The following is a 19,270-nucleotide window of genomic DNA, read 5'->3' on the forward strand; positions in this document are numbered from 1 at the left end:
AGCCCGCTCCCACACTCGACCGCATTTCTACAGGAAGCATGCGGCCAAATGTGGGAGCGGGCTTGCTCGCGAAGAGGCCTGCACGGTCAACAGATAATCAAGACGCCATGCCTAACTCGCGCTTCACCATCTTCGCCAACTTGGCGCTGTCGATGGGCTTGAGCATGAAGTCCACCACACTCATGTGCATGGCCTCGATGACGTCGCGCGCTTCCGCGTCCCCCGACATGATGATAATCGGCAGCGCCGCTCGGCCAGAGCTGCGCACTTGCTGGATCAGTTCCAGACCGTTGCTTGGCGCCATGCGCAGGTCAGTGATCAGTAAACCAATGGAGCTGCTGGACTCCAAGAGATCCCAGGCCGTCTCGCCACTGTCAGCGGTCATGCAGCGAATGCCGTCCAGGCCCAGGATCTCCGCCAGCAATTCACGCGCGTCCTTGTCATCATCGACAATCAACACCCGTTGTGGCGGTAAATCAGGCTCCAGCATCACGGCGCTCAGCGCCTCGCGCTCGGCATCACTCAAAATATCGTGGTCGGACATACGTTTCTCAGCAGTTCTATTCAATCTCGCAGCACACTCGTCAGACATCTGCGGAAGGGCGAACAATGTGCACTTCGTCGGAAAGTTTGCCTAGTGGGCTTTTTACCGGGTTTTAACACTAGCCATGTAAGGTATTTCCCTAGTCGTGAATCGTTTTACCGCGCACTAGACTTACGTCCAATGGGCACCCGGAGCACGGGGGCTGACCATAAAGGACGATAACGACAAGAAACTGCGGTCACTGTTATGAGTAAAGCTGATGCTTTCACGCAGGCGGGAAAAACCGCCGTGTTGCAGAACATCCACGGCACCCTGCAATTCCTGCAACGCTTCCCCCCGTTCAACCAGATGGAAAACGCCCACCTGGCGTTTCTGGTGGAACAGTGCCAACTGCGTTTCTATGGCCCCGGCGAGAGCATCCTCAAGCCGTCGGGCGGGCCGGTGGAACATTTTTATATCGTCAAGCAAGGCCGAGTCGTCGGCGAACGCCCACTGTTAAATCAGGAAGTGGCCGAAACCACCTTCGAAATCACCACCGGTGAGTGCTTCCCTCTGGCCGCGCTGCTGGGCGAACGAGCGACACGCACCGAGCACAAGGCCCCCGAAGATACGTTCTGCCTGCAACTGAACAAGCCGGCGTTTATCAAGCTGTTCGCCCTCTCCAGTGCGTTTCGCGACTTTGCCTTGCGCGGTGTCAGCAGCTTGCTGGACCAGGTCAACCAGCAGGTGCAGCAAAAAGCCGTAGAGACCCTCGGCACCCAGTACTCGCTGAATACCCGTCTCGGCGAACTGGCCATGCGCCATCCGGTCACCTGCAGCCCGAACACACCGCTGCGCGAGGCGGTGACGCTGATGCACGAGCAACAAGTGGGCAGCATCGTGATCGTCGACGAGCATAAGGCGCCCCTGGGGATTTTCACCCTGCGCGACCTGCGCCAGGTGGTCGCTGACGGCACCAGTGATTTCAATCAGGCCATCGAAGGTCATATGACCCAGGCGCCGTTCTTCCTGAGCCCGGACCACAGCGCCTTCGACGCCGCCATCGCCATGACCGAGCGGCATATCGCCCATGTGTGCCTGGTGAAAGATCAGCGCCTGTGTGGCGTGGTGTCCGAACGCGACTTGTTTTCCCTGCAACGGGTTGACCTGGTGCACCTGGCCCGCACCATCCGCAACGCGCCCCGGGTCGAAAACCTGGTGGCACTTCGCGGCGAGATCGGCCAACTGGTCGAACGCATGCTCGCCCATGGCGCGTCGTCCACCCAGATCACGCACATCATTACGTTGCTCAACGATCACACCGTGTGCCGGGTAATCGAGCTGACGTTGGTCGAGAGAGGCGACCCCGGCGTGCCCTTCAGTTGGCTGTGTTTCGGCAGCGAAGGCCGTCGCGAGCAGACCCTGTTTACCGACCAGGACAACGGCATTCTGTTCGACGCCGGGGACGCCGCCGAAGCCGCCGCGATTCGTGGCCGCTTGTTGCCCCTGGCGCAGCAGATCAACCAAAGCCTGGCGTTGTGCGGCTTCAGCTTGTGCAAGGGCAATATCATGGCCGGCAACCCCGAACTGTGCCTGTCGCGGGCCGAATGGGCGCGGCGCTTCGGTGCGTTTATTCGCGAGGCGACGCCGGAAAACCTGCTGGGCTCGAGCATCTATTTTGACTTGCGCGTGGTGTGGGGCGACGAACAGGGCTGCGAGCAATTGCGTCAGGGCATTCTGGATCAAGTCGCGGATAACCGGCTGTTCCAACGCATGCTGGCCGAGAACGCCTTGCGCCAACGCCCACCCGTAGGGCGTTTCCGCGATTTTGTACTGACGCGCAAAGGCGGCGAAAAGGCCACACTCGATCTTAAGGTGCAGGGCCTCACGCCCTTTGTGGATGGCGCTCGCCTATTGGCTCTGGCCAATGGCGTCCACGCCATCAATACCCTGGAGCGCCTGCGCCAATTGGTGGACAAAGAGGTCATTGAGCCACTGGACGGCGCCGCGTACGAAGAGGCCTATCACTTTATCCAGCAAACCCGCATGCAGCAGCACCAGTTGCAGACCCGCGAGAACCAGCCCTATTCCAACCGTGTCGACCCCGACAGCCTCAACCACCTGGACCGGCGCATCTTGCGTGAAGCCCTGCGTCAGGCCCAGCGCCTGCAAAGCAGCCTGACCTTTCGGTACCAGCTGTGAGCCTGTTCAGTTGGCTACGTAAGAAAAAGCCCGGGCTGGACGCCCCCCAACAGCTGCGCCTGGCGCAACTGCCCAAACCCGCAGTACTGGGGAACGGTTCCCTGCGCAGCCAGCGGTGGGTGGTGGTTGACCTGGAAACCAGCGGCCTGAACCTCAACCGGGATCAGGTGCTGTCCATCGGCGCGGTGGTCATCGAGGACGGCGCGGTGGATTTCTCGCAAATGTTCGAGCGCACCCTGCAACGTGCCGAAACAAAACTGAGCCCCAGCGTGTTGATCCATGGCCTCGGCCCCAGTGCCATCGCCGCCGGCAGCGACCCGGTCGAAGCGCTGCTGGATTTCATGGCGTTTGTCGGCGACAGCCCGATGCTGGCGTTTCACGCACCGTTCGATCAACACATGCTGTGCCGCGCACTCAAGGACAGCCTGGGCTATCGGCTGAGCCATCCGTTTCTCGATGTTGCGGACATCGCCCCACTGCTCTGCCCCGAAGCGAATATCCGCGAAGCCGGCCTCGACGACTGGATCACCCACTTCAAGCTGCACGTGGGCGAACGCCATCACGCCAGCGCCGATGCACTGGCCACGGCTGAGCTGATGCTCATCCTGTTTAACCGCGCGCAGCAGCACGCCATCAACAGCCCTCAAGCGCTGCAAGAGCGCTTGAGCCAATGGAAACGCCGCAAACAAGCGCCAGCGTTTTAGTGGCACCGCCCGACAGACGCCAATTGCGCCCACCCCCTGCCTCTGACACAATCGCGAATAATTCTCGTTAGTTTAAACCTCTTGTTTATTCGGTGATGCCTTGTCGTCGGTCCAGACCCCACACAGTGAGCTTGTTGGCGCGTTATACCGCGACCATCGTGGCTGGCTGTTGGCGTGGCTGCGCCGCAACGTGGCCTGCCCGAGCCGCGCCGAAGACCTGAGCCAGGACACGTTCATGCGCCTGCTGGGCCGTGATGAGTTGCGCGAACCGCGCGAGCCACGGGCGTTTCTGGTGTCGATCGCCAAAGGCCTGCTGTTCGACTACTTCCGCCGCGCAGCACTGGAACAGGCTTACCTCAACGAACTGATGCTGCTCCCGGAAAGCGAACAGCCGTCGCCCGAAGAACAGCAATTGATCCTCGAAGACCTCAAGGCCATCGACCAACTGCTCGCCAAGATGTCGAGCAAGGCCCGCGCCGCCTTCCTCTATAACCGCCTCGACGGCATGAGCCACGCAGAAATCGCCCGGCGTCTCGACGTGTCGGTGCCCCGCGTGCGTCAGTACCTGGCCCAGGGCATTCGCCAGTGCTACGTCGCGCTGTATGGCGAGCCGTCGTGCCCGTGATCAGCTCCAAACCGGTCTCGGCCCGCGTGCTGGACGCTGCAATTGCCTGGCAACTGTCCCTCGACTCGGGCGACGGCAACCTGGTTACGCAGGAAGAGTTCGCCAAATGGCTGGCCAGCGATGAGGAGCATGCGCGCGCCTGGCGCCAGTTGGGCATGCTCGACCAGCGTTTCAGCAGAGCGTCGGGCCCGGCGCGAGCGGCGTTGGTGCAGTCACGCGAGAGCCTGCGCCAGCGCGTGCGCAAACTTGGGCGCGGCCTGGCAAGTATCGCGCTGGTGTGCGGCCTGGTGTTGTTTGCCGGTGAGCGCTACGTGCCGATCCACTATTGGCTGGCAGACCAGCGCACCGCCACCGGCGAGCAGCGCACGCTGAAACTCGCGGATGGCACACTGATCAACCTCAATACCCACAGCGCAATCGACGTGCGCTTCGATGAAAAACGCCGGCTGATCGTGTTGCAGGAAGGCGAGATGCTGGTCGAAACCGGCCACAACGATGCGCGCCCCTTCTATGTACAAACCCGCGACGGCAGCCTGCGGGCGCTGGGCACGCGGTTTATCGTCAAGCGCGAAGACGCCGCCACGCGCCTGAGCGTGCTGCAGTCTGCGGTGGCCGCCCAGCCACAGGCACTGCATCAAGAACAGATTTTCAGCGAAGGCCAGCAAGTGCTGATGCGCAGCGACAGTCTCGGCCCTGTGCTGGCCGTCACGCCCGCCACCGATGCCTGGACACGCGGCATGCTGGTGGTCGACAACGCCCGCCTGGGCGACGTGGTCGAGGAGCTCAGCCGCTATCGCCCCGGCTACCTGGGTGTGGATAAGCGCGTGGCCGACCTGCGCATCACCGGCAGTTTCCCTCTGCATGACACTACGCTGGCGCTGAACGCCCTGCTGCCGACCTTGCCGGTGCAGATCGAGCAGCGCACGCCGTGGTGGGTGACCGTTATCGCCAAGCCTTAGGTTATGCGGTGCATGGGCTGTAGCTTTCGCGAGCAAGCCTGCTCCCACATTCGGCCGCGTTTTTCCAAGTAGAACGCAGTCGAATGTGGGAGCGGGCTTGCCCGCGAAGAGGCCCTGAAAAACGCCTCAAATACTCGACTCAAAAAATATCTTCGCTCAGCCCTATCACTTTTCCAATCTCGCTCGGCACATAGGCAATTGAGAAATATTTCCATTCAGGAGCCACCCCATGTCCCGCACGCTAGACACCCTGTTGCGCCCCAGCCTGTTAGCCGTGGCCATTGCCCTCAGCACGCCGCTGACTAGCACGTCGCTGATCGCCGCTGAACAGGCCTCGAACGTGCGCGCCTACAACCTGCCGGCCGCGCCGCTGGCCAGCACCCTGAACCAGATCGCCAGCCAGGCGGGCCTGGCGCTGACCCTTAACCCGGCGCTGGCGTCGGGCAAAACCTCGGCACCGGTGAAGGGCCAGTACGATGCGCAAGGCGCGCTGCGTGAGGCCTTGCGTGGGACAGGGTTGCAGTTGGAACAGAGCAGCGCCGGGACGTTTACCCTGGTGGCGATTCCGGAAGGCGTCGTGGCGCTGCCGGAGACCAGCATCATTGGGCAAGGCAGCTATGAAAGCGCGTGGGGCCCGGTGGATGGTTATGTAGCAACACGCACAGCGGCGGGCACCAAGACGGATACACCGATTGCCGAACTGCCACGTTCGGTAACGGTCATTACACGTCAGCAAATGGAAGACCGCTCCGTACTCAACCTCAATGACGCCTTGCGCTACACCGCTGGCGTACAAAGCAGCGGGTATGGCGCTGATTCGCGCAGCGATTGGCTGCTGGTCCGGGGATTTGTGCCGACTCAATTCCTGGATGGCCTGCCATTGCCGAAAGGCAACTACGCCACGCCTAAGATCGACACCTGGGACCTTGAACGTATTGCAGTGCTGCGCGGCCCAGCGTCGTCGGTGTACGGGCAAACTCCACCCGGTGGCCTGCTGGACATGGTCAGCCGTCGCCCCCAGGCTGAAAACTCGAATGAAATCGAGGTGCAAGCCGGCAGCAACAATCACAAACAAATCAACTTCGACAGCACCGGCAAGGTCGACGACCAAGGCCAGTTTCTTTATCGCGTCAGCGGCGTAGTACGCGATAGCAACGCACCCGTGGACCACATTCCAGACAAGCGCTACAACATCGCCCCCAGCCTGACCTGGAACATTAACGACGATACCAAGCTGACGCTGCTGACCCAGTTCACTCGCGACGACACCGGAATTACCGGGCAATTCCTACCCCTGCAAGGCACCAAGCTGAGCTCGCCGGCCGGCAAGATTTCTCACCACAAGAACCTGGGTGATCCGGACTGGGAATTCTACGACCGCACCTACTACGCGCTGGGTTACGCCTTCGAAACACGTCTGAACGACACCTGGCAGTTCCATCAGAACCTGCGTTACACCAAGAACGAACTCTCGTTCCAGGGCATCACCGCAGGTGGTGCGTTCTATCCCAATGGTCCTGAAGTCGCGGTTGACGCAGAGGGTAACGTGAGTCGCTCGGCCGGTAAGGTCGACGAAAATATTGGCCAGTTTGCGGTCGACAACAACTTCCAGGCCGACTTCCAGACCGGCGCTGTGAGCCATACGCTTTTACTCGGCCTCGACCATCAGCGCTCCACCAGCGATGCACGTTGGCTGTGGGGGTCGGCGGGGGTTCCGACGATCAACTTCAACCGTCCGGTGTATGGGCAGGACTTCTCCAAAGTCCAGTACTTCACCATGTACGACTACACCCAGAAGACCCAGCAAACCGGCCTTTATGCCCAGGACCAGATGGCCCTCGACAACTGGCGCCTGACCCTCGGCGGTCGTGAAGACTGGGTGCACACCGGTACAACTTTCCACAACCAGAATGACGCAACCAACACTCAGCGCGACAAGCACTTCAGCGGCAACGCAGCGCTGAGCTACGTCTTCGACAACGGCATCACTCCGTATCTGTCCTACGCCGAGTCGTTCCAAGCGGGATCAGGCACCCAAGTGGGCAGCACCGGGGCATTCAAACCCACTGAGGGTAAACAGTACGAAGCCGGTATCAAATACCAGCCTCCAGGCACCAAAGCCCTGTTCACCGCTGCCGTGTTCGACCTGACCCAGCAAAATACTTCGGTTACCGAAGGCAGCATCACGCGCCAAGTGGGTGAAGTGCAGGTACGCGGCCTGGAACTGGAAGCCAGCGCCGACGTCACCGAAAGCCTCAAGTTGGTCGGTTCCTACACCTATAACGACAGCGAAATCACCAAAGGCGCTGCCGCTGAAAAAGGCAATCGCTTGAATCAACTGCCTCGCAACCAAGCCACCGGCTGGGCCGATTACACCTGGCGCAGTGGCCTGCTGGACGGCTTCGGGATCGGAGCGGGCGTGCGCTACGTAGGCGACACTTACGGCAACGCAGCCAACACCGACTTGGGCCATGTAGGTTCCTACACTGTGTACGACGCCTCGGTGCACTACGACCTTGGCCGCGTAAACAGCGCCATGAAAGGCGTGACTGTGGCCGTCGATGCCAAGAACATCTTCAACAAGGACTACCTGTCCACCTGCGATGGCTTCTACTGCTACTACGGCGACCAACGTAACGTGGTCGCCAGCGTGAATTACAAATTCTAAAACGGTAAACAGCCGCACATGAAGGGCCGCCTGAAGCGCGGCCCTTTTGCCTTTGGAGCCGTGATGAAAAGCAAAACCATCCGCCGCTGGTCCTTCATCCACACCTGGGCCAGCCTAATCTGCACAGTCTTCCTGCTGCTGCTCGCCCTCACCGGCCTGCCGCTGGTGTTTCACCACGAGATCGACCACCTGCTGGGCAACGAGCATGAACTTGCGCAGATGCCCGCCGACACTCCGCACCTGAACCTTGAGCAGTTGGTGGCCAAGGCCCAGGCTCATCGACCAGGTGAAGCCATGCAATACCTGGCGTGGGACGAGGACGACAAGAACGGCGTGATTGCGATCATGGCCGCCACGGCCGGCACCGAACCCAACTCGTCTCACACCTTCATGCTCGATGCGCGCACTGGCGACGCCGTGGAAACCCCGGCGGCCAACGGCGGGCTGACGCTGTTCCTGCTGCGCCTGCATGTGGATATGTTCGCCGGCCTGCCGGGCAAATTGCTGCTGGCGTTCATGGGCATTCTGTTTGTGCTGGCGATTGTCTCGGGCACGGTGCTGTACCTGCCGTTTATGCGCCGCTTGAAGTTCGCCACCGTACGCCAGGACAAATCCACCCGCCTGCGCTGGCTCGACCTGCATAACCTTATCGGCGTGGTCACGCTGACCTGGGCGCTGGTGGTGGGCGTGACCGGCGTGATCAGCGCCTGCGCCGACCTGATCATCGCCGCCTGGCGCCAGGACAGCCTCAGCGCGATGATCGAGCCCTACAAAAACGCGCCGCCGCTGACACAACGCGCACCGGCCACCGAGCTGCTGAGCATTGCGGCCAAGGCCGCGCCCGGCATGCAGCCGGACTTTATCGCCTTCCCCGGTACGCGTTTTTCCAGCGAGCACCACTATGCGGTGTTCATGAAAGGCAGCACCCATCTGACCTCGCACTTGCTCACGCCAGTGCTGATCGACGCGAGCACCCTGGCCGTCACCGCCATCGCCGAACGGCCGTGGTACATGGACGCCATGGGCATGTCCCAGCCGTTGCACTTTGGTGACTATGGCGGCCTGCCGATGAAGATCCTGTGGGCAGTGCTGGATGTGCTGACCATCATCGTGCTGGGCAGCGGCATTTACCTATGGATCGTGCGGCGCAAGGCGGCCAGGGCATGAAGCCGCGCCAGTCGAATTTCTGGAAGGTGTTTGGTATTCCGCTTGGGATTGGTGTGCTCAGCGCGGCCGGGTTGTTTGCGGCGTTGCTGGGCGATGGGCTGTGGGATTCGCTCAGTTGGGTAGGCTTGGGGATTCCCGCTGTCATGGGTGTTTGGGCGTTGTGTAAGCGGCGCGGCTGAGGGCGCCATCGCAGGCAAGCCAGCTCCCACCTTGGGCTGCGTTCACAATTCAAAATGTGGGAGCTGGCTTGCCTGCGATGAGGCCCTCAAAAACACCCAAAAACCCCCTCGCCAGCCACGGCGCAACCCTCTAGGCTAGCCACTGCCCATTCAGAGGAATGCCCATGTCCGTGCCCAGCATGACCTTGTTCCACAACCCCGCGTCACCGTTCGTTCGCAAAGTCCGCGTGCTGCTGGCCGAGACCGGCCAGCAGGACCGTGTGGCCCTGCAAGGTTGCATGCCGACACCGGTCCAGCCGGATGCGCAATTGGTGCAAGACAACCCCGTGGGCAAAATCCCGGCCCTGCGCCTGGCCGACGGCACAGTGCTGCACGACAGCCGGGTGATCCTCGATTACCTTGACTACCAGCACGTCGGCAACCCGCTGATACCCCGCGACGGCGCGGCGCGCTGGCGCCGCCTGACCCTGGCCTCGATGGCCGACGGCATCATGGATGCCGCCGTGTTGGTGCGTTACGAGACGGCCATGCGCCCGGCGGAAAAGCACTGGGACCAGTGGCTGGACGAACAGCGCAAAAAGATTCGTCGCACCCTCGCAGCGCTTGAAGCCGATGCAATTGCCGAACTGGCCAGCCACTTCGACATCGCCTCCATCAGTGTGGCATGCGCCCTGGGCTACCTCGACTTCCGCCACCCAGACCTGCAATGGCGTGACGCTAATCCCAAGCTTGCCGCCTGGTATGCCGAGGTCAGCCAGCGGCCTTCGATGCTGCAGACCCAGCCACCGGTGTGACATTCATCCCCATCCATTGTGGGAGCGGGCTTGCCCGCGATTGCGGCGTGTCATTCAGTACATCTGTTTGTGACCCACCGCTTTCGCGGGTAAGCCCGCTCCCACTTCGGAAGGTGACGGAGTTGAGGAATATGACGATTCTTGCGGCCAACTGCGCGCCCACCTGCTGATCCTCACGCAACCCGATCATTGCACGGCCTCCAGATCAAACTGCAGTGGCTCGCCCGCTTTGCGTTTGCCCACGCCATACCAGTCCAGTTTGCGCGTCAGCACCATCACCGTGCCGAGCAGGCCGAACAGCAACAGCGAGCCCATCAGCAGCGCGTAATCCTCGGCACTCAGCAACCCGTACAACAAGCCATACAACGCCGCCAACCCCGCCGAAAACCCCAGGCCGTGAGTGACGCTGCGCAGCACATGGCACACGTAGAAACCAATCAACAACACGCAAGCACTGGCGGATATCAAATACGCCAGCGCAAAACCCAGGTGCTCGGACAACGACAACAACAGCAAGTAGAAGAACGCCAGGGCAACACCCACCAACGCGTATTGAATCGGGTGCACGGCCAGGTTCTTGAGCACTTCGAACAGGAAGAAGCCGGCAAACGTCAGGGCGATAAACAGCAACGCGTATTTAATTGCTCGGTCGCTCTTGAGGTACTGGTCAACCGGGTCGATGAAGTTCACGCCGAAGCTGCGATTGGTGAAGTCTTCACAGCCCTGCCGGTCCAGGCAGGTTTGCAGGGCTTGTTCGAGGTTGGTGGAAAAAAACGAAGTCTGCCAGTTGGCGGTGAAGCCTTTATCGGTGACGTCTCGTTGAGCCGGGAGGAAGTTGCCGATAAAGCTCGGGTGCGGCCAGTTGGAGGCGAGGGATACCTGGCTGGTCTTGCCCACCGGCACCACTTGCAGCTGTTCAGTGCCTTGCAGGCGCAGGTCGAAAGCAAAGTCCACCTCGGCCGGTTTTTTGCTGTCCTGCTCGGGCAGCGTTACGTGCACGCCTTCCCCTAGCCAGTCCACTTGAGTGCCCGGCGAAAACTCCAGACGCTGGCTGCCCAGCTCCAGCGTCAGCGCGTTTTCGATACCGCGAATATCGCTGATACCCACCGCCAGAAACGCCGGTTCAAAGCGGTAATCAGCAAAGTCCTCGGTGATACCCAACTGCGCAGGCAGCTCAAAACGCCCGCTGATACGGTTGTCGGCATGGAACAGCCGCGCTTGATAAATGCCCCGTGCGCGCAGCTCGGTCTGCACCTTGCCGTCGAGTTCAAAACGCTCCGGCAGGAAATACAGACGACCGCGCTCTTCACGGGTTTGCTCGTAGCGTTTGTTGAGCTTTTCATTGAGTTTCCACTCGCGCACGGTCTTGCGATACGGCACCACCATCACCGGCCCGGTGACGCGCTGGCTGTAGCTGGAGCTGCGGGCGATGTCCATCAATACGCCATCGCGCAGTTGCTGACGGTCGCTGATGATGCCGTTGATCATCAGCAACGGAATCAGCAACAACAGAATCAGCAGCGCAATTGCGCCAAGTTTGAAAAGCAGGCTGCGGTTCATGGGGCTCTCCCTGTTTTGATAGGCAGAGCGTGAGCCGCGCATATGGGCGATTTATGTGGGCAATGTGGAGACTGTGTGGAGATGCAGCACCACTTGTACGCCGCCTTGCACGTTGCCGATCTGCAAAGCGCCGCCGTGCAGCTTCATCACTTCTTCGACAAAGTTCAGGCCCAGGCCGGTGCTTTTACGCCCGCTGGCCGGGCGTGGCAGCGAGTAGAAACGTTCGCTCAGGCGTGGCAGGGCGTAGTCGGGAATCGGCGCCGCCTGGTTGAACAGGCTGACGTGTACGTCGTTGTGCTGGGTGTGCGCACTGAATTTCAACGCGCCGCCCGGTGGCGTGAAGTCCAGCGCGTTTTCCAGCAGATTGCCCAAGGCCTGGCGCAACAGAAAAGGCTCGCCAAACACCTTCACATCCCCAGCAATGGTCTGCTCCACCTGCAAGCCGGCGCCCTCAATACGTGCGCATTGGGCCTTGAGTACGTCATCAACCAGGGCGGCCAACGGCACACTGGTTTGCTCTTCCAGGCCCTGGCGTTGCTCCACTTGCGCCAGGTTCAGCAGGCGTTCGATCAACTGTTGCAGGCGCGCGCTTTCACTGTCGATATTGCCGACGAAACGCTGCTGCTGCTCGCGGGTCATGTCGCCCTGCAACAGTTCCGCTGCGCCGCGAATCGCCGCCAGCGGGCTTTTCAGTTCGTGGGTCAGGGTGTGCACGTAATGCTCGACGTAGGCCTTGCCCTCCAACTGCGTGCGCATGTGCTCCACGGCGGTGGACAGTTGCTTGAGCTCGCCGCCACGGTAATGCGGCAGCTCGGCACGCCGCCCTTCGCTCACCGCCTGCGCGTAAGCCGTCAGCCGGTGCAGCGCAACGCTCAGCCACCACGACAACAGGGCGCCGAGCAGCAGGCCCATGACCACGAGCCCGGCGCCGTACCACAGCAGGCGGCGCTCGGTGCGGTCGACATAGGGCTGCAACGAACTGTTGGGCTTGGCCACGGTGACCACGCCGATGATTTGCCCGTTATCGCGGATCGGCGCACCAACGTGCATCACCGACGAGGCGGGGTCATCCGGTTCGCTGCGCGTGGAGCGCGCGCCGTACTCGCCGCGCAGGGTCAGGTACACGTCGTTCCACTTGGAGTAGTCCTGGCCCACCGCTTCGCCCTTGGAGTCGAGCAGCACGATGCCCTTGGCGTCGGTCACGTAGATACGGTGGTTAACCTGGTTTTTCGGCAGGCCCCAAATGGTCGCGCCGGGCTGGCGATTGCCATAGGCCTTGAGCAGTTCGGCCCAATGGCTTTGGCCGAGGGTGTGGTTTTTCACGTCATCGCGCAGAATCTCGGCCAGCAGATTGGCGGTGTCCACCAGGGTTTCTTCGGTGGACTGGCGCACGCCCGGGCGGATTTCCTTCATCACCGTGTTGAGCACGAAGTAGCCGGTCAGGCCGATAAACAGCGCATACACCAGGAAAATCCGCAGCCCCAGGCGCATCAGCTGTGGCTCGGGCTGTAGCTGTAGCCCAGGCCGCGATGGGTCTGGATTGGCTCCGCATCGGCCGCGATACCACGCAGTTTGCTGCGCAAGCTCTTGATGTGGCTGTCAATATTGCGCTCGTAGCCGGCATCCGCCGCCACGCCCACCGCGTCGAGTAATTGCTCGCGGCTGAACACGCGTTCGGGTTGCTCGAGCAGGCTTTGCAGCAACCGGAATTCATGCCGGGTCAGGCTCAATGACTGCCCGCGATAACTGATTTGCATGCGTTCCAGGTCCACCTGGAACACGGCGGGCGCCACACCTGGGCCGACGCGCTTGAGGATCGCCCGCACCCGCGCCGCCACTTCCCGTGGGCTGAACGGCTTGACCACATAATCGTCGGCGCCGATCTCCAGGCCCACCACACGGTCAATCTCGGCATCCCGGGCACTGAGGAACATCACCGGTACTTCGCTGAAACGGCGCAATTGCTTGCAGGTTTCAAAGCCGGTGATATCCGGCAAGCCGATGTCGAGGATGATCAGGTCGGCCGGTGTCTGGCGCTGATGGGCCAGCGCCTCCTGGCCGAGGCTCAGCCAGGTGGTGGTGAAGCCCTCGCCTTGCAGGGCGAAAACCAACGTGTCGGCTATCGCCGCTTCGTCTTCGACAATCAGGATATGCGGCATGGGTTCAATCAGCAGTCCGGTTTATCAGCGGTATAACGACGGGCCGGGTTTACCGCCGCGCCGAATTCACGCAGGGCCTTGGCGCCGATCAGCAGCGGGTAGTTGAAGCTGCTGCGGTCAGTAAGGTTGACCTCGACGGTGCGCTTGACGTTACCCAGGCACATTTCCAGGTCAATCACCGGGCGCTTGGCCACCGTGGCTTCGTCCTTGTCCTCGTCTTCGTCGGCGCGGCTCTTGATCTTGCTGATGCGCGAGACTTTATGTTCGTAGACCTTGTCGCTCGCATCCTTGCCGCCGAGTCGGAAGCGCACCCAGTCGTCGCCGTCACGCTGGAAGGTTTCGATGTTACGGGCCGACAGCGAGGCGGTCAGCGCGCCGGTGTCCATCTTGGCCTTGAAGGTTTCACCGATCTCCGGCAACTGGATGTATTCGTAGCGACCGTAAAGGGTCGGTTCGGCGGCCATGACAGGCAGGGCAGCCATAACGGGAAGAACCAGGGCGAACGCAGCAAGGAGCAATTTCACGAAGTGATTTCCTCGAAAGAAGTAGGCGGATTCTAGACCGCAAAAGCCGGACTAAGTTAGTTCTCAACCATACCGGGCGCAGTGTGAAACATTCGTGCGGCGATTTGCGATTTGGCCTCTCGACTCAGCTTGCTTATCATGGCCCGCCCACGTCGATTCCAAGAGTTACTTATGCGCCGCCTGCTCACCGGCTGTTTCGTCACACTGCTGTTATTGCTCAACACCCTGGTGCTGTTCGGCCCCTTGATGGTGTTTGCCCTGATCAAGTTGGTGGCCCGCGGGCGCTGTCGCGACTACGCGTCATGGGCGGTGATGTGGATCGCCGAAACCTGGGCCGAAATCGACAAGCTTATATTCTCCCGGTGCACGCCCACTCAATGGGACATTCGCGGCGGCGGCGACCTGCGACGCGATACCTCTTACCTGGTGATCAGCAACCATCAGTCGTGGGTCGACATTCCAGCCCTGATCCAGGCGCTTAACCGCCGAACGCCGTTCTTCAAATTCTTCCTGAAAAAAGAGCTGATCTGGGTGCCCTTCCTTGGCCTGGCCTGGTGGGCACTGGATTACCCGTTCATGAAACGCTACACCAAGGCGTTCCTGGCCAAGCACCCGGAACTGGCGGGCCAGGACCTGAAAATCACCCAGCAGGCCTGCGAGCTGTTCAAGCGCCAGCCGGTGACGGTGGTCAATTACCTGGAAGGCACGCGGTTCAGCGAGGCCAAACGCAAACAACAGGATTCGCCGTTCTCGCGGTTGCTCAAGCCCAAGGCGGGCGGCGTGGCGTTTGTGCTGGCGGCGCTGGGTGAACAGCTGGACGCGGTACTCGACGTGACCGTGGTCTATCCATCTCAAGAGCAGCAGCAAAAGATTCCGGGGTTCTGGGATTTGATCAGCGGCGCGGTGCCGAAAGTGATCATTGATATCCGCACCCATGCGCTGGACCCGGCGTTGTGGCAAGGGGACTACGAGAACGATCCGGCGTTTCGCCAGACCGTCCAGAACTGGGTGAACCAGCTCTGGAGGGAAAAAGACCGGAGAATTGAGACGTTACTCAAATAAAGCCGTCTTATCGAATCAAATTGAGTTCTAACTAACGGGGAACACATTCTCCCCAAATGTTGAGTACAGGGTCATGAGACCCTTGGGGTTCTTGTGCCTTCGAGGTATTGGCCATTCCATTCTGGGCATTAGAGTGCCGCTGGTGCCCCATCAAACCTGTACCTAGGGGCTCCCGCGGGATGGCAGGGGGGTTGATCCAATACGAGACGCCAACTGGCAAATGTGAAGTTTTCATCGTGTCACCACTTAAATTCCAATGAATGAAACCTTCCAAGCCCGTGATTAGCGCAGCTTGAAAGGTCTCAATCTGTGGCGCATCCGTTACGGCGGTTCCCTACAATTCAATACGCCTCATTACGTATGCTTTTTCATCTTTAGCATCAATAAAGTCATCGCCCCGTGTATGAAATACACATTCAAACGTATTTAGCTGCCAGTGCCCCAGGCCGAGGCCAGCTTGCCCAGCACCGACTGGTTGGCGCCCTGGCCACCCAGGTATTGCAGGATCACCGGCGCAAACTTGCCGATCATGCTGTTATCCATGCCCAGCGCGCTGAACGCGGTGTTCAGGTCGCTGGTGTCCTTCACGTTACCCAGCACGCCGTCCAGGCCGCTGGTTTTGCTGCCGCCACTCTGGCCGAGCATCCCGCTCAAGGCGCCGAGGCTGCCCAGCGAGTTGCTCCCCGACAGTTGATCCAGGCCCGGCACGCTCTTGCCCAGTTGCGAATAGTCGGTGCCGCTCAGCTTGTTTTTGGCCAGGCCCAGCATGGCGCCAGTGCCGCCAACGGCTTGTTCCGGGGTAACGTTCAGTTGCGAGGTCAGGGCCTGCAACAGGCCAGCGGTCTGGGAGCTCGGCGCTGCGGCAGCCGCCTTATTGTTGCCCTGGGCACCGGATACGGCATTGGCCACATCACCGAGGCTGAAACCTGCGGCAAACACCGGGCTGGCGGCCACGGTCATCAGGCAGGACAGGGCAAAACCGCGTGAAATCTTCATCAAGACAACCTCTGAATGTAGGAGCTAAAAGCAGGCGTTTGACTGACAGTCCCGAAGGAATGTTCCCACTTACAGATTAGTTCAGAAAAAGCCGCATCCAAATGTCCCTGCTCCGCGTATATCCACCAAGCACCGCCCGGAGTTGGATGGAATGAATGCTCAAGCTGGACTACCCTCTGCCTACCGTGCGCAGTCCCGTCGCCTTCGTCCGAGAGCCTGGAGAAGCCCTATTTCGATCAATGATGCTGACCCGTTGCGGCCGTTGCTGGCCCAATGCGCCCTGGGCAACCGCCAGGCGTTCGAAACCCTCTACCGCAGCGTCTCGCCACGGCTGCACGGTGTGGCGTTGCGGTTCATGGGGCGCTCGGACCTGGCCGAAGAGGTGTTGCAGGAAGCTTTCGTGCGCATCTGGTACAACGCTTCGCGCTACGAGGCGCACCTGGCGGCGCCGATGACCTGGATGGTCAATATCACCCGCAACCTGGCGATCGACCAATTGCGCAAACACCGCGAACAACCCTTGGCCGACGGCCAGCAGGACGCCATGCTCGACGACAGCCCCAGCGCCCACGAGCAACTCGACAGCGAACGCGAAGCCAGCGCACTGAACCGTTGCCTGGACACCCTCGACGGCATGCAGCGTCAATCAATTACCGTGGCTTACTTTCAGGGCCTGTCGTGCTCGGAGTTGGCCGACCACTTGGCCGCGCCCCTGGGCTCGGTCAAATCCTGGATTCGCCGCGGCATGGAGCGCCTGCGCAGGTGCCTTGAATCATGAACTACCAAACCACTGCCCTGCGCCGCGCCCTGGCTGCCGATTACGCTATCGGCCTAATGCCTGCTACCGCCCGTCGGCGCTTCGACGCCCTGTTATTGGAAGACGCCGCGCTGCGCGTCGAACTGGGCCATTGGCAGGATGCACTCGCCAGCCTGACCGGCTCTTTGCCTGAGCGGCCGGTGCCGGACCATGTGTGGGCAGGCATCAAGGCGCGGATCGAGCCGCAAGTGCTGCACGTGCCGGCGAAGAAACCGTTCTGGATGAACTTTCGCCTGCTGGCGGCTGCATGCGCGGTCGTCGTCGCCGTGTTGGTCGGCGTGCTTTATCAGCGTGATATCGGCGCCGAGTACAACGCCACGCTGGTCGCGGCTAACCAGCAACCGGCGTTGCAGATCCAGGCGTTTGGCGATCACCTGCAAGTAGAGCCACTGTCGCTGGCGGCGGTAGAGCCAACGCGAGCGCTGGAGTTGTGGGCCATTGCACCCGGCGGCAAACCGATCTCTCTGGGGCTGGTGCCTACCTCGGGTAAAGGCCGAATCCAGTTGAGCCAGGCACAGCAAGCGTTGTTGAGCGCACCGCTGACCCTCGCCGTCAGCCTGGAACCACAAGGCGGCTCGCCCACCGGCCAACCCACCGGACCAGTGCTGTACCAAGGCGCACTGGCCTCCCGCTGACCCCTCTCAACACCTGTGGGAGCGGGCTTGCTCGCGAAGGCGGTGTATCAGTTGATGAATGTGTTGGCTGGCACGCCGCCATCGCAGGCAAGCCAGCTCCCACATTTTGATCTTCACTGCCTGGGCGACTTGCTCACACCACTACCCTGTGGGAGCGGGCTTGCTCGCGAAGGCGGTGTATCAGTTGATGAATGTGTTGACTGACACGCCGCCATCGCAGGCAAGCCAGCTCCCACATTTTGATCTTCACTGCCTGGGCGACTTGCTCACACCACTACCCTGTGGGAGCGGGCTTGCCCGCTCCCACATTTTGATCTTCATCGGCCGGGCGACTTGCTCCAGGCGTTTGCCCGCGATGGCGGTGTATCAACTGATGAATGTGTTGACTGACACGCCGCCATCGCAGGCAAGCCAGCTCCCACATTTTGATCTTCACCGTCTGGGCGACTTGCTCCAGGCGTTTCCCTGTGGGAGCGGGCTTGCTCGCGAAGGCGGTGTATCAGTTGATGAATGTGTTGACTGACCCACCGCTTTCGCAGGCAAGCCAGCTCCCACATTTTGATCTTCACCGTCTGGGCGACTTGCTCCAGGCGTTTCCCTGTGGGAGCGGGCTTGCTCGCGAAGGCGGTGTATCAGTTGATGAATGTGTTGACTGACCCACCGCTTTCGCGAGCAAGCCCGCTCCCACATTTGATTTTCATCGGCCGGGCGACTTGCTCCAGGCGTTTCCCTGTGGGAGCGGGCTTGCCCGCGATGGCGGTGTATCAGTTGATGAATGTGTTGACTGACACGCCGCCTTCGCAGGCAAGCCAGCTCCCACATTTTGATCTTCACCGTCTGGGCGACTTGCTCCAGGCGTTTGCCTGTGGGAGCGGGCTTGCCCGCGATGGCGGTGTATCAGTTGATGAATGTGTTGACTGACACGCCGCCTTCGCAGGCAAGCCAGCTCCCACATTTTGATCTTCACCGTCTGGGCGACTTGCTCCAGGCGTTTCCCTGTGGGAGCGGGCTTGCTCGCGAAGGCGGTGTATCAGTTGATGAATGTGTTGACTGACCCACCGCTTTCGCGAGCAAGCCCGCTCCCACATTTGATTTTCATCGGCTGGGCGACTTGCTCATGGCGAAGGATGGCGCTTATAGTTCGGCGGTCGTCCACATGGCGACACGGGTTTGGCGACCCGATTGAAATAATGCATGCAAAAGCACCTGCTCCTTTGCAGGTTTTTTGTACGCGTAAAGCTGCTTTATGGCGGCTGTGCGCGGGAGACCTTCGGGTCTGCCGGCCTTTGCTTTATTTCACCGGTTCGCCAACCTGCGTACAGCTGCCACCCATTCGTTTGGCGACGTGTGAGTGGTAGCCACATTCTCTGAAATAAAGGTTAAAACATGAACCGATACATCCCGCTCACCGGCCACGACAGCACCACCCCTTCCCTGCTCATCGACACCCAAGTCCCACTGGACGTGCTCCACGACGCCGCCGTCTACCGCATCCGCGCGGTCACTCAAGTCATGGAAAACCTCGCGTTTCGCGAAGGCCTGCAAACCGACACCCTTGTCCTGCAGGACTTTGCCCTGCTCTGCGCCATTCCGCTGCGAGATGGCTGCGACTTGCTCGATGTCATCAGTCGACGCTTGCAGGCTTAAGCACCCGACGCAAAAAGGGCGACCCTAGGGTCGCCCTTTTGATTTTGCC

At 60.8% G+C, this 19,270-nt stretch carries 18 protein-coding genes; 12 read left to right on the top strand and 6 right to left on the bottom strand.

Annotation, left to right across the window (positions count from 1 at the left end; translation table 11 throughout):
* Nucleotides 1-97: 97 nt before the first annotated feature.
* Nucleotides 98-544 carry a response regulator gene (locus A7J50_RS26795; RefSeq protein WP_064454428.1) on the bottom strand — a complete coding sequence of 149 codons (447 nt, stop codon included), beginning with the start codon at nucleotides 542-544 and terminating at the stop codon, nucleotides 98-100.
* Nucleotides 545-790: 246 nt separating this feature from the next.
* Here A7J50_RS26795 and A7J50_RS26800 point away from each other — a divergent pair, with 246 nt between their 5' ends.
* The 8 genes from A7J50_RS26800 to A7J50_RS26835 all read left to right on the top strand — a co-directional run bounded on the left by A7J50_RS26800 (nucleotide 791) and on the right by A7J50_RS26835 (nucleotide 9,821).
* Nucleotides 791-2,725 carry a putative nucleotidyltransferase substrate binding domain-containing protein gene (locus A7J50_RS26800; protein ID WP_064454429.1) on the top strand — a complete coding sequence of 645 codons (1,935 nt, stop codon included), beginning with the start codon at nucleotides 791-793 and terminating at the stop codon, nucleotides 2,723-2,725.
* Nucleotides 2,722-3,429, top strand: a complete 708-nt coding sequence (locus A7J50_RS26805) for a PolC-type DNA polymerase III (RefSeq protein WP_064454430.1) — start codon at nucleotides 2,722-2,724, stop codon at nucleotides 3,427-3,429. The genes A7J50_RS26800 and A7J50_RS26805 overlap by 4 nt, the downstream gene beginning before the upstream one ends.
* Before the next feature lie 100 nt (nucleotides 3,430-3,529).
* On the top strand, nucleotides 3,530-4,054 hold the full coding sequence (locus tag A7J50_RS26810) for an RNA polymerase sigma factor (protein ID WP_064454431.1): 525 nt from the start codon (nucleotides 3,530-3,532) through the stop codon (nucleotides 4,052-4,054).
* The gene (locus tag A7J50_RS26815) at nucleotides 4,045-5,013 is read left to right on the top strand and encodes a FecR domain-containing protein (RefSeq protein WP_064454432.1); all 969 of its coding nucleotides are present in this window, start codon (nucleotides 4,045-4,047) and stop codon (nucleotides 5,011-5,013) included. The genes A7J50_RS26810 and A7J50_RS26815 overlap by 10 nt, the downstream gene beginning before the upstream one ends.
* 229 nt (nucleotides 5,014-5,242) lie before the next feature.
* Nucleotides 5,243-7,681, top strand: a complete 2,439-nt coding sequence (locus A7J50_RS26820) for a TonB-dependent siderophore receptor (protein WP_064454433.1) — start codon at nucleotides 5,243-5,245, stop codon at nucleotides 7,679-7,681.
* Nucleotides 7,682-7,744: 63 nt separating this feature from the next.
* Nucleotides 7,745-8,848, top strand: coding sequence for a PepSY-associated TM helix domain-containing protein (locus A7J50_RS26825; RefSeq protein ID WP_064455020.1), 1,104 nt, complete (start codon nucleotides 7,745-7,747; stop codon nucleotides 8,846-8,848).
* Nucleotides 8,845-9,027 (top strand): hypothetical protein, encoded by a 183-nt coding sequence (locus A7J50_RS26830; protein ID WP_064454434.1) that lies wholly within the window; start codon nucleotides 8,845-8,847, stop codon nucleotides 9,025-9,027. The genes A7J50_RS26825 and A7J50_RS26830 overlap by 4 nt, the downstream gene beginning before the upstream one ends.
* A 164-nt stretch (nucleotides 9,028-9,191) precedes the next feature.
* A complete protein-coding gene (locus tag A7J50_RS26835; protein WP_064454435.1) occupies nucleotides 9,192-9,821 on the top strand; it encodes a glutathione S-transferase in 630 nt (209 codons plus the stop codon).
* Between the two features lie 186 nt (nucleotides 9,822-10,007).
* Here A7J50_RS26835 and creD read toward each other — a convergent pair whose 3' ends face one another.
* From creD to A7J50_RS26855, 4 genes are read right to left on the bottom strand one after another with little or no spacing between them, the layout of a single operon-like run.
* Nucleotides 10,008-11,381 carry a cell envelope integrity protein CreD gene (gene creD, locus A7J50_RS26840; RefSeq protein WP_064454436.1) on the bottom strand — a complete coding sequence of 458 codons (1,374 nt, stop codon included), beginning with the start codon at nucleotides 11,379-11,381 and terminating at the stop codon, nucleotides 10,008-10,010.
* Between the two features lie 51 nt (nucleotides 11,382-11,432).
* The gene (gene creC, locus A7J50_RS26845; protein ID WP_064454437.1) at nucleotides 11,433-12,872 is read right to left on the bottom strand and encodes a two-component system sensor histidine kinase CreC; all 1,440 of its coding nucleotides are present in this window, start codon (nucleotides 12,870-12,872) and stop codon (nucleotides 11,433-11,435) included.
* Entirely contained in the window at nucleotides 12,872-13,540 is a 669-nt protein-coding gene (creB, locus tag A7J50_RS26850; RefSeq protein ID WP_064454438.1) for a two-component system response regulator CreB, read from the bottom strand. Before creB ends, creC begins: the two co-directional genes overlap by 1 nt.
* A gap of 8 nt (nucleotides 13,541-13,548) precedes the next feature.
* Nucleotides 13,549-14,064: an ATP-dependent zinc protease gene (locus tag A7J50_RS26855; RefSeq protein ID WP_064454439.1), complete on the bottom strand. Its 516-nt coding sequence runs from the start codon at nucleotides 14,062-14,064 to the stop codon at nucleotides 13,549-13,551.
* Between the two features lie 171 nt (nucleotides 14,065-14,235).
* Between A7J50_RS26855 and A7J50_RS26860 the strand changes: the two genes are divergently transcribed.
* Nucleotides 14,236-15,126 carry an acyltransferase gene (locus A7J50_RS26860; protein ID WP_064454440.1) on the top strand — a complete coding sequence of 297 codons (891 nt, stop codon included), beginning with the start codon at nucleotides 14,236-14,238 and terminating at the stop codon, nucleotides 15,124-15,126.
* A gap of 426 nt (nucleotides 15,127-15,552) precedes the next feature.
* On the opposite strand, the gene A7J50_RS26865 is transcribed toward A7J50_RS26860, so the two are convergent.
* A complete protein-coding gene (locus tag A7J50_RS26865) occupies nucleotides 15,553-16,122 on the bottom strand; it encodes a DUF2780 domain-containing protein (protein ID WP_064454441.1) in 570 nt (189 codons plus the stop codon).
* 151 nt (nucleotides 16,123-16,273) lie between these two features.
* On the opposite strand from A7J50_RS26865, the gene A7J50_RS26870 reads away from it, so the two are divergent.
* The 3 genes from A7J50_RS26870 (at nucleotide 16,274) to A7J50_RS26885 (ending at nucleotide 19,221) form a co-directional block, all read left to right on the top strand.
* Nucleotides 16,274-16,900: a sigma-70 family RNA polymerase sigma factor gene (locus A7J50_RS26870; RefSeq protein WP_064454442.1), complete on the top strand. Its 627-nt coding sequence runs from the start codon at nucleotides 16,274-16,276 to the stop codon at nucleotides 16,898-16,900.
* Nucleotides 16,897-17,574, top strand: a complete 678-nt coding sequence (locus tag A7J50_RS26875) for an anti-sigma factor (RefSeq protein ID WP_064454443.1) — start codon at nucleotides 16,897-16,899, stop codon at nucleotides 17,572-17,574. The genes A7J50_RS26870 and A7J50_RS26875 overlap by 4 nt, the downstream gene beginning before the upstream one ends.
* Nucleotides 17,575-18,960: 1,386 nt before the next feature.
* Nucleotides 18,961-19,221: a hypothetical protein gene (locus tag A7J50_RS26885; RefSeq protein WP_208604447.1), complete on the top strand. Its 261-nt coding sequence runs from the start codon at nucleotides 18,961-18,963 to the stop codon at nucleotides 19,219-19,221.
* The last annotated feature ends 49 nt before the right edge of the window (nucleotides 19,222-19,270 follow it).

The sequence above is a fragment of the Pseudomonas antarctica genome (assembly GCF_001647715.1).
Taxonomy (GTDB): domain Bacteria; phylum Pseudomonadota; class Gammaproteobacteria; order Pseudomonadales; family Pseudomonadaceae; genus Aquipseudomonas; species Aquipseudomonas antarctica_A.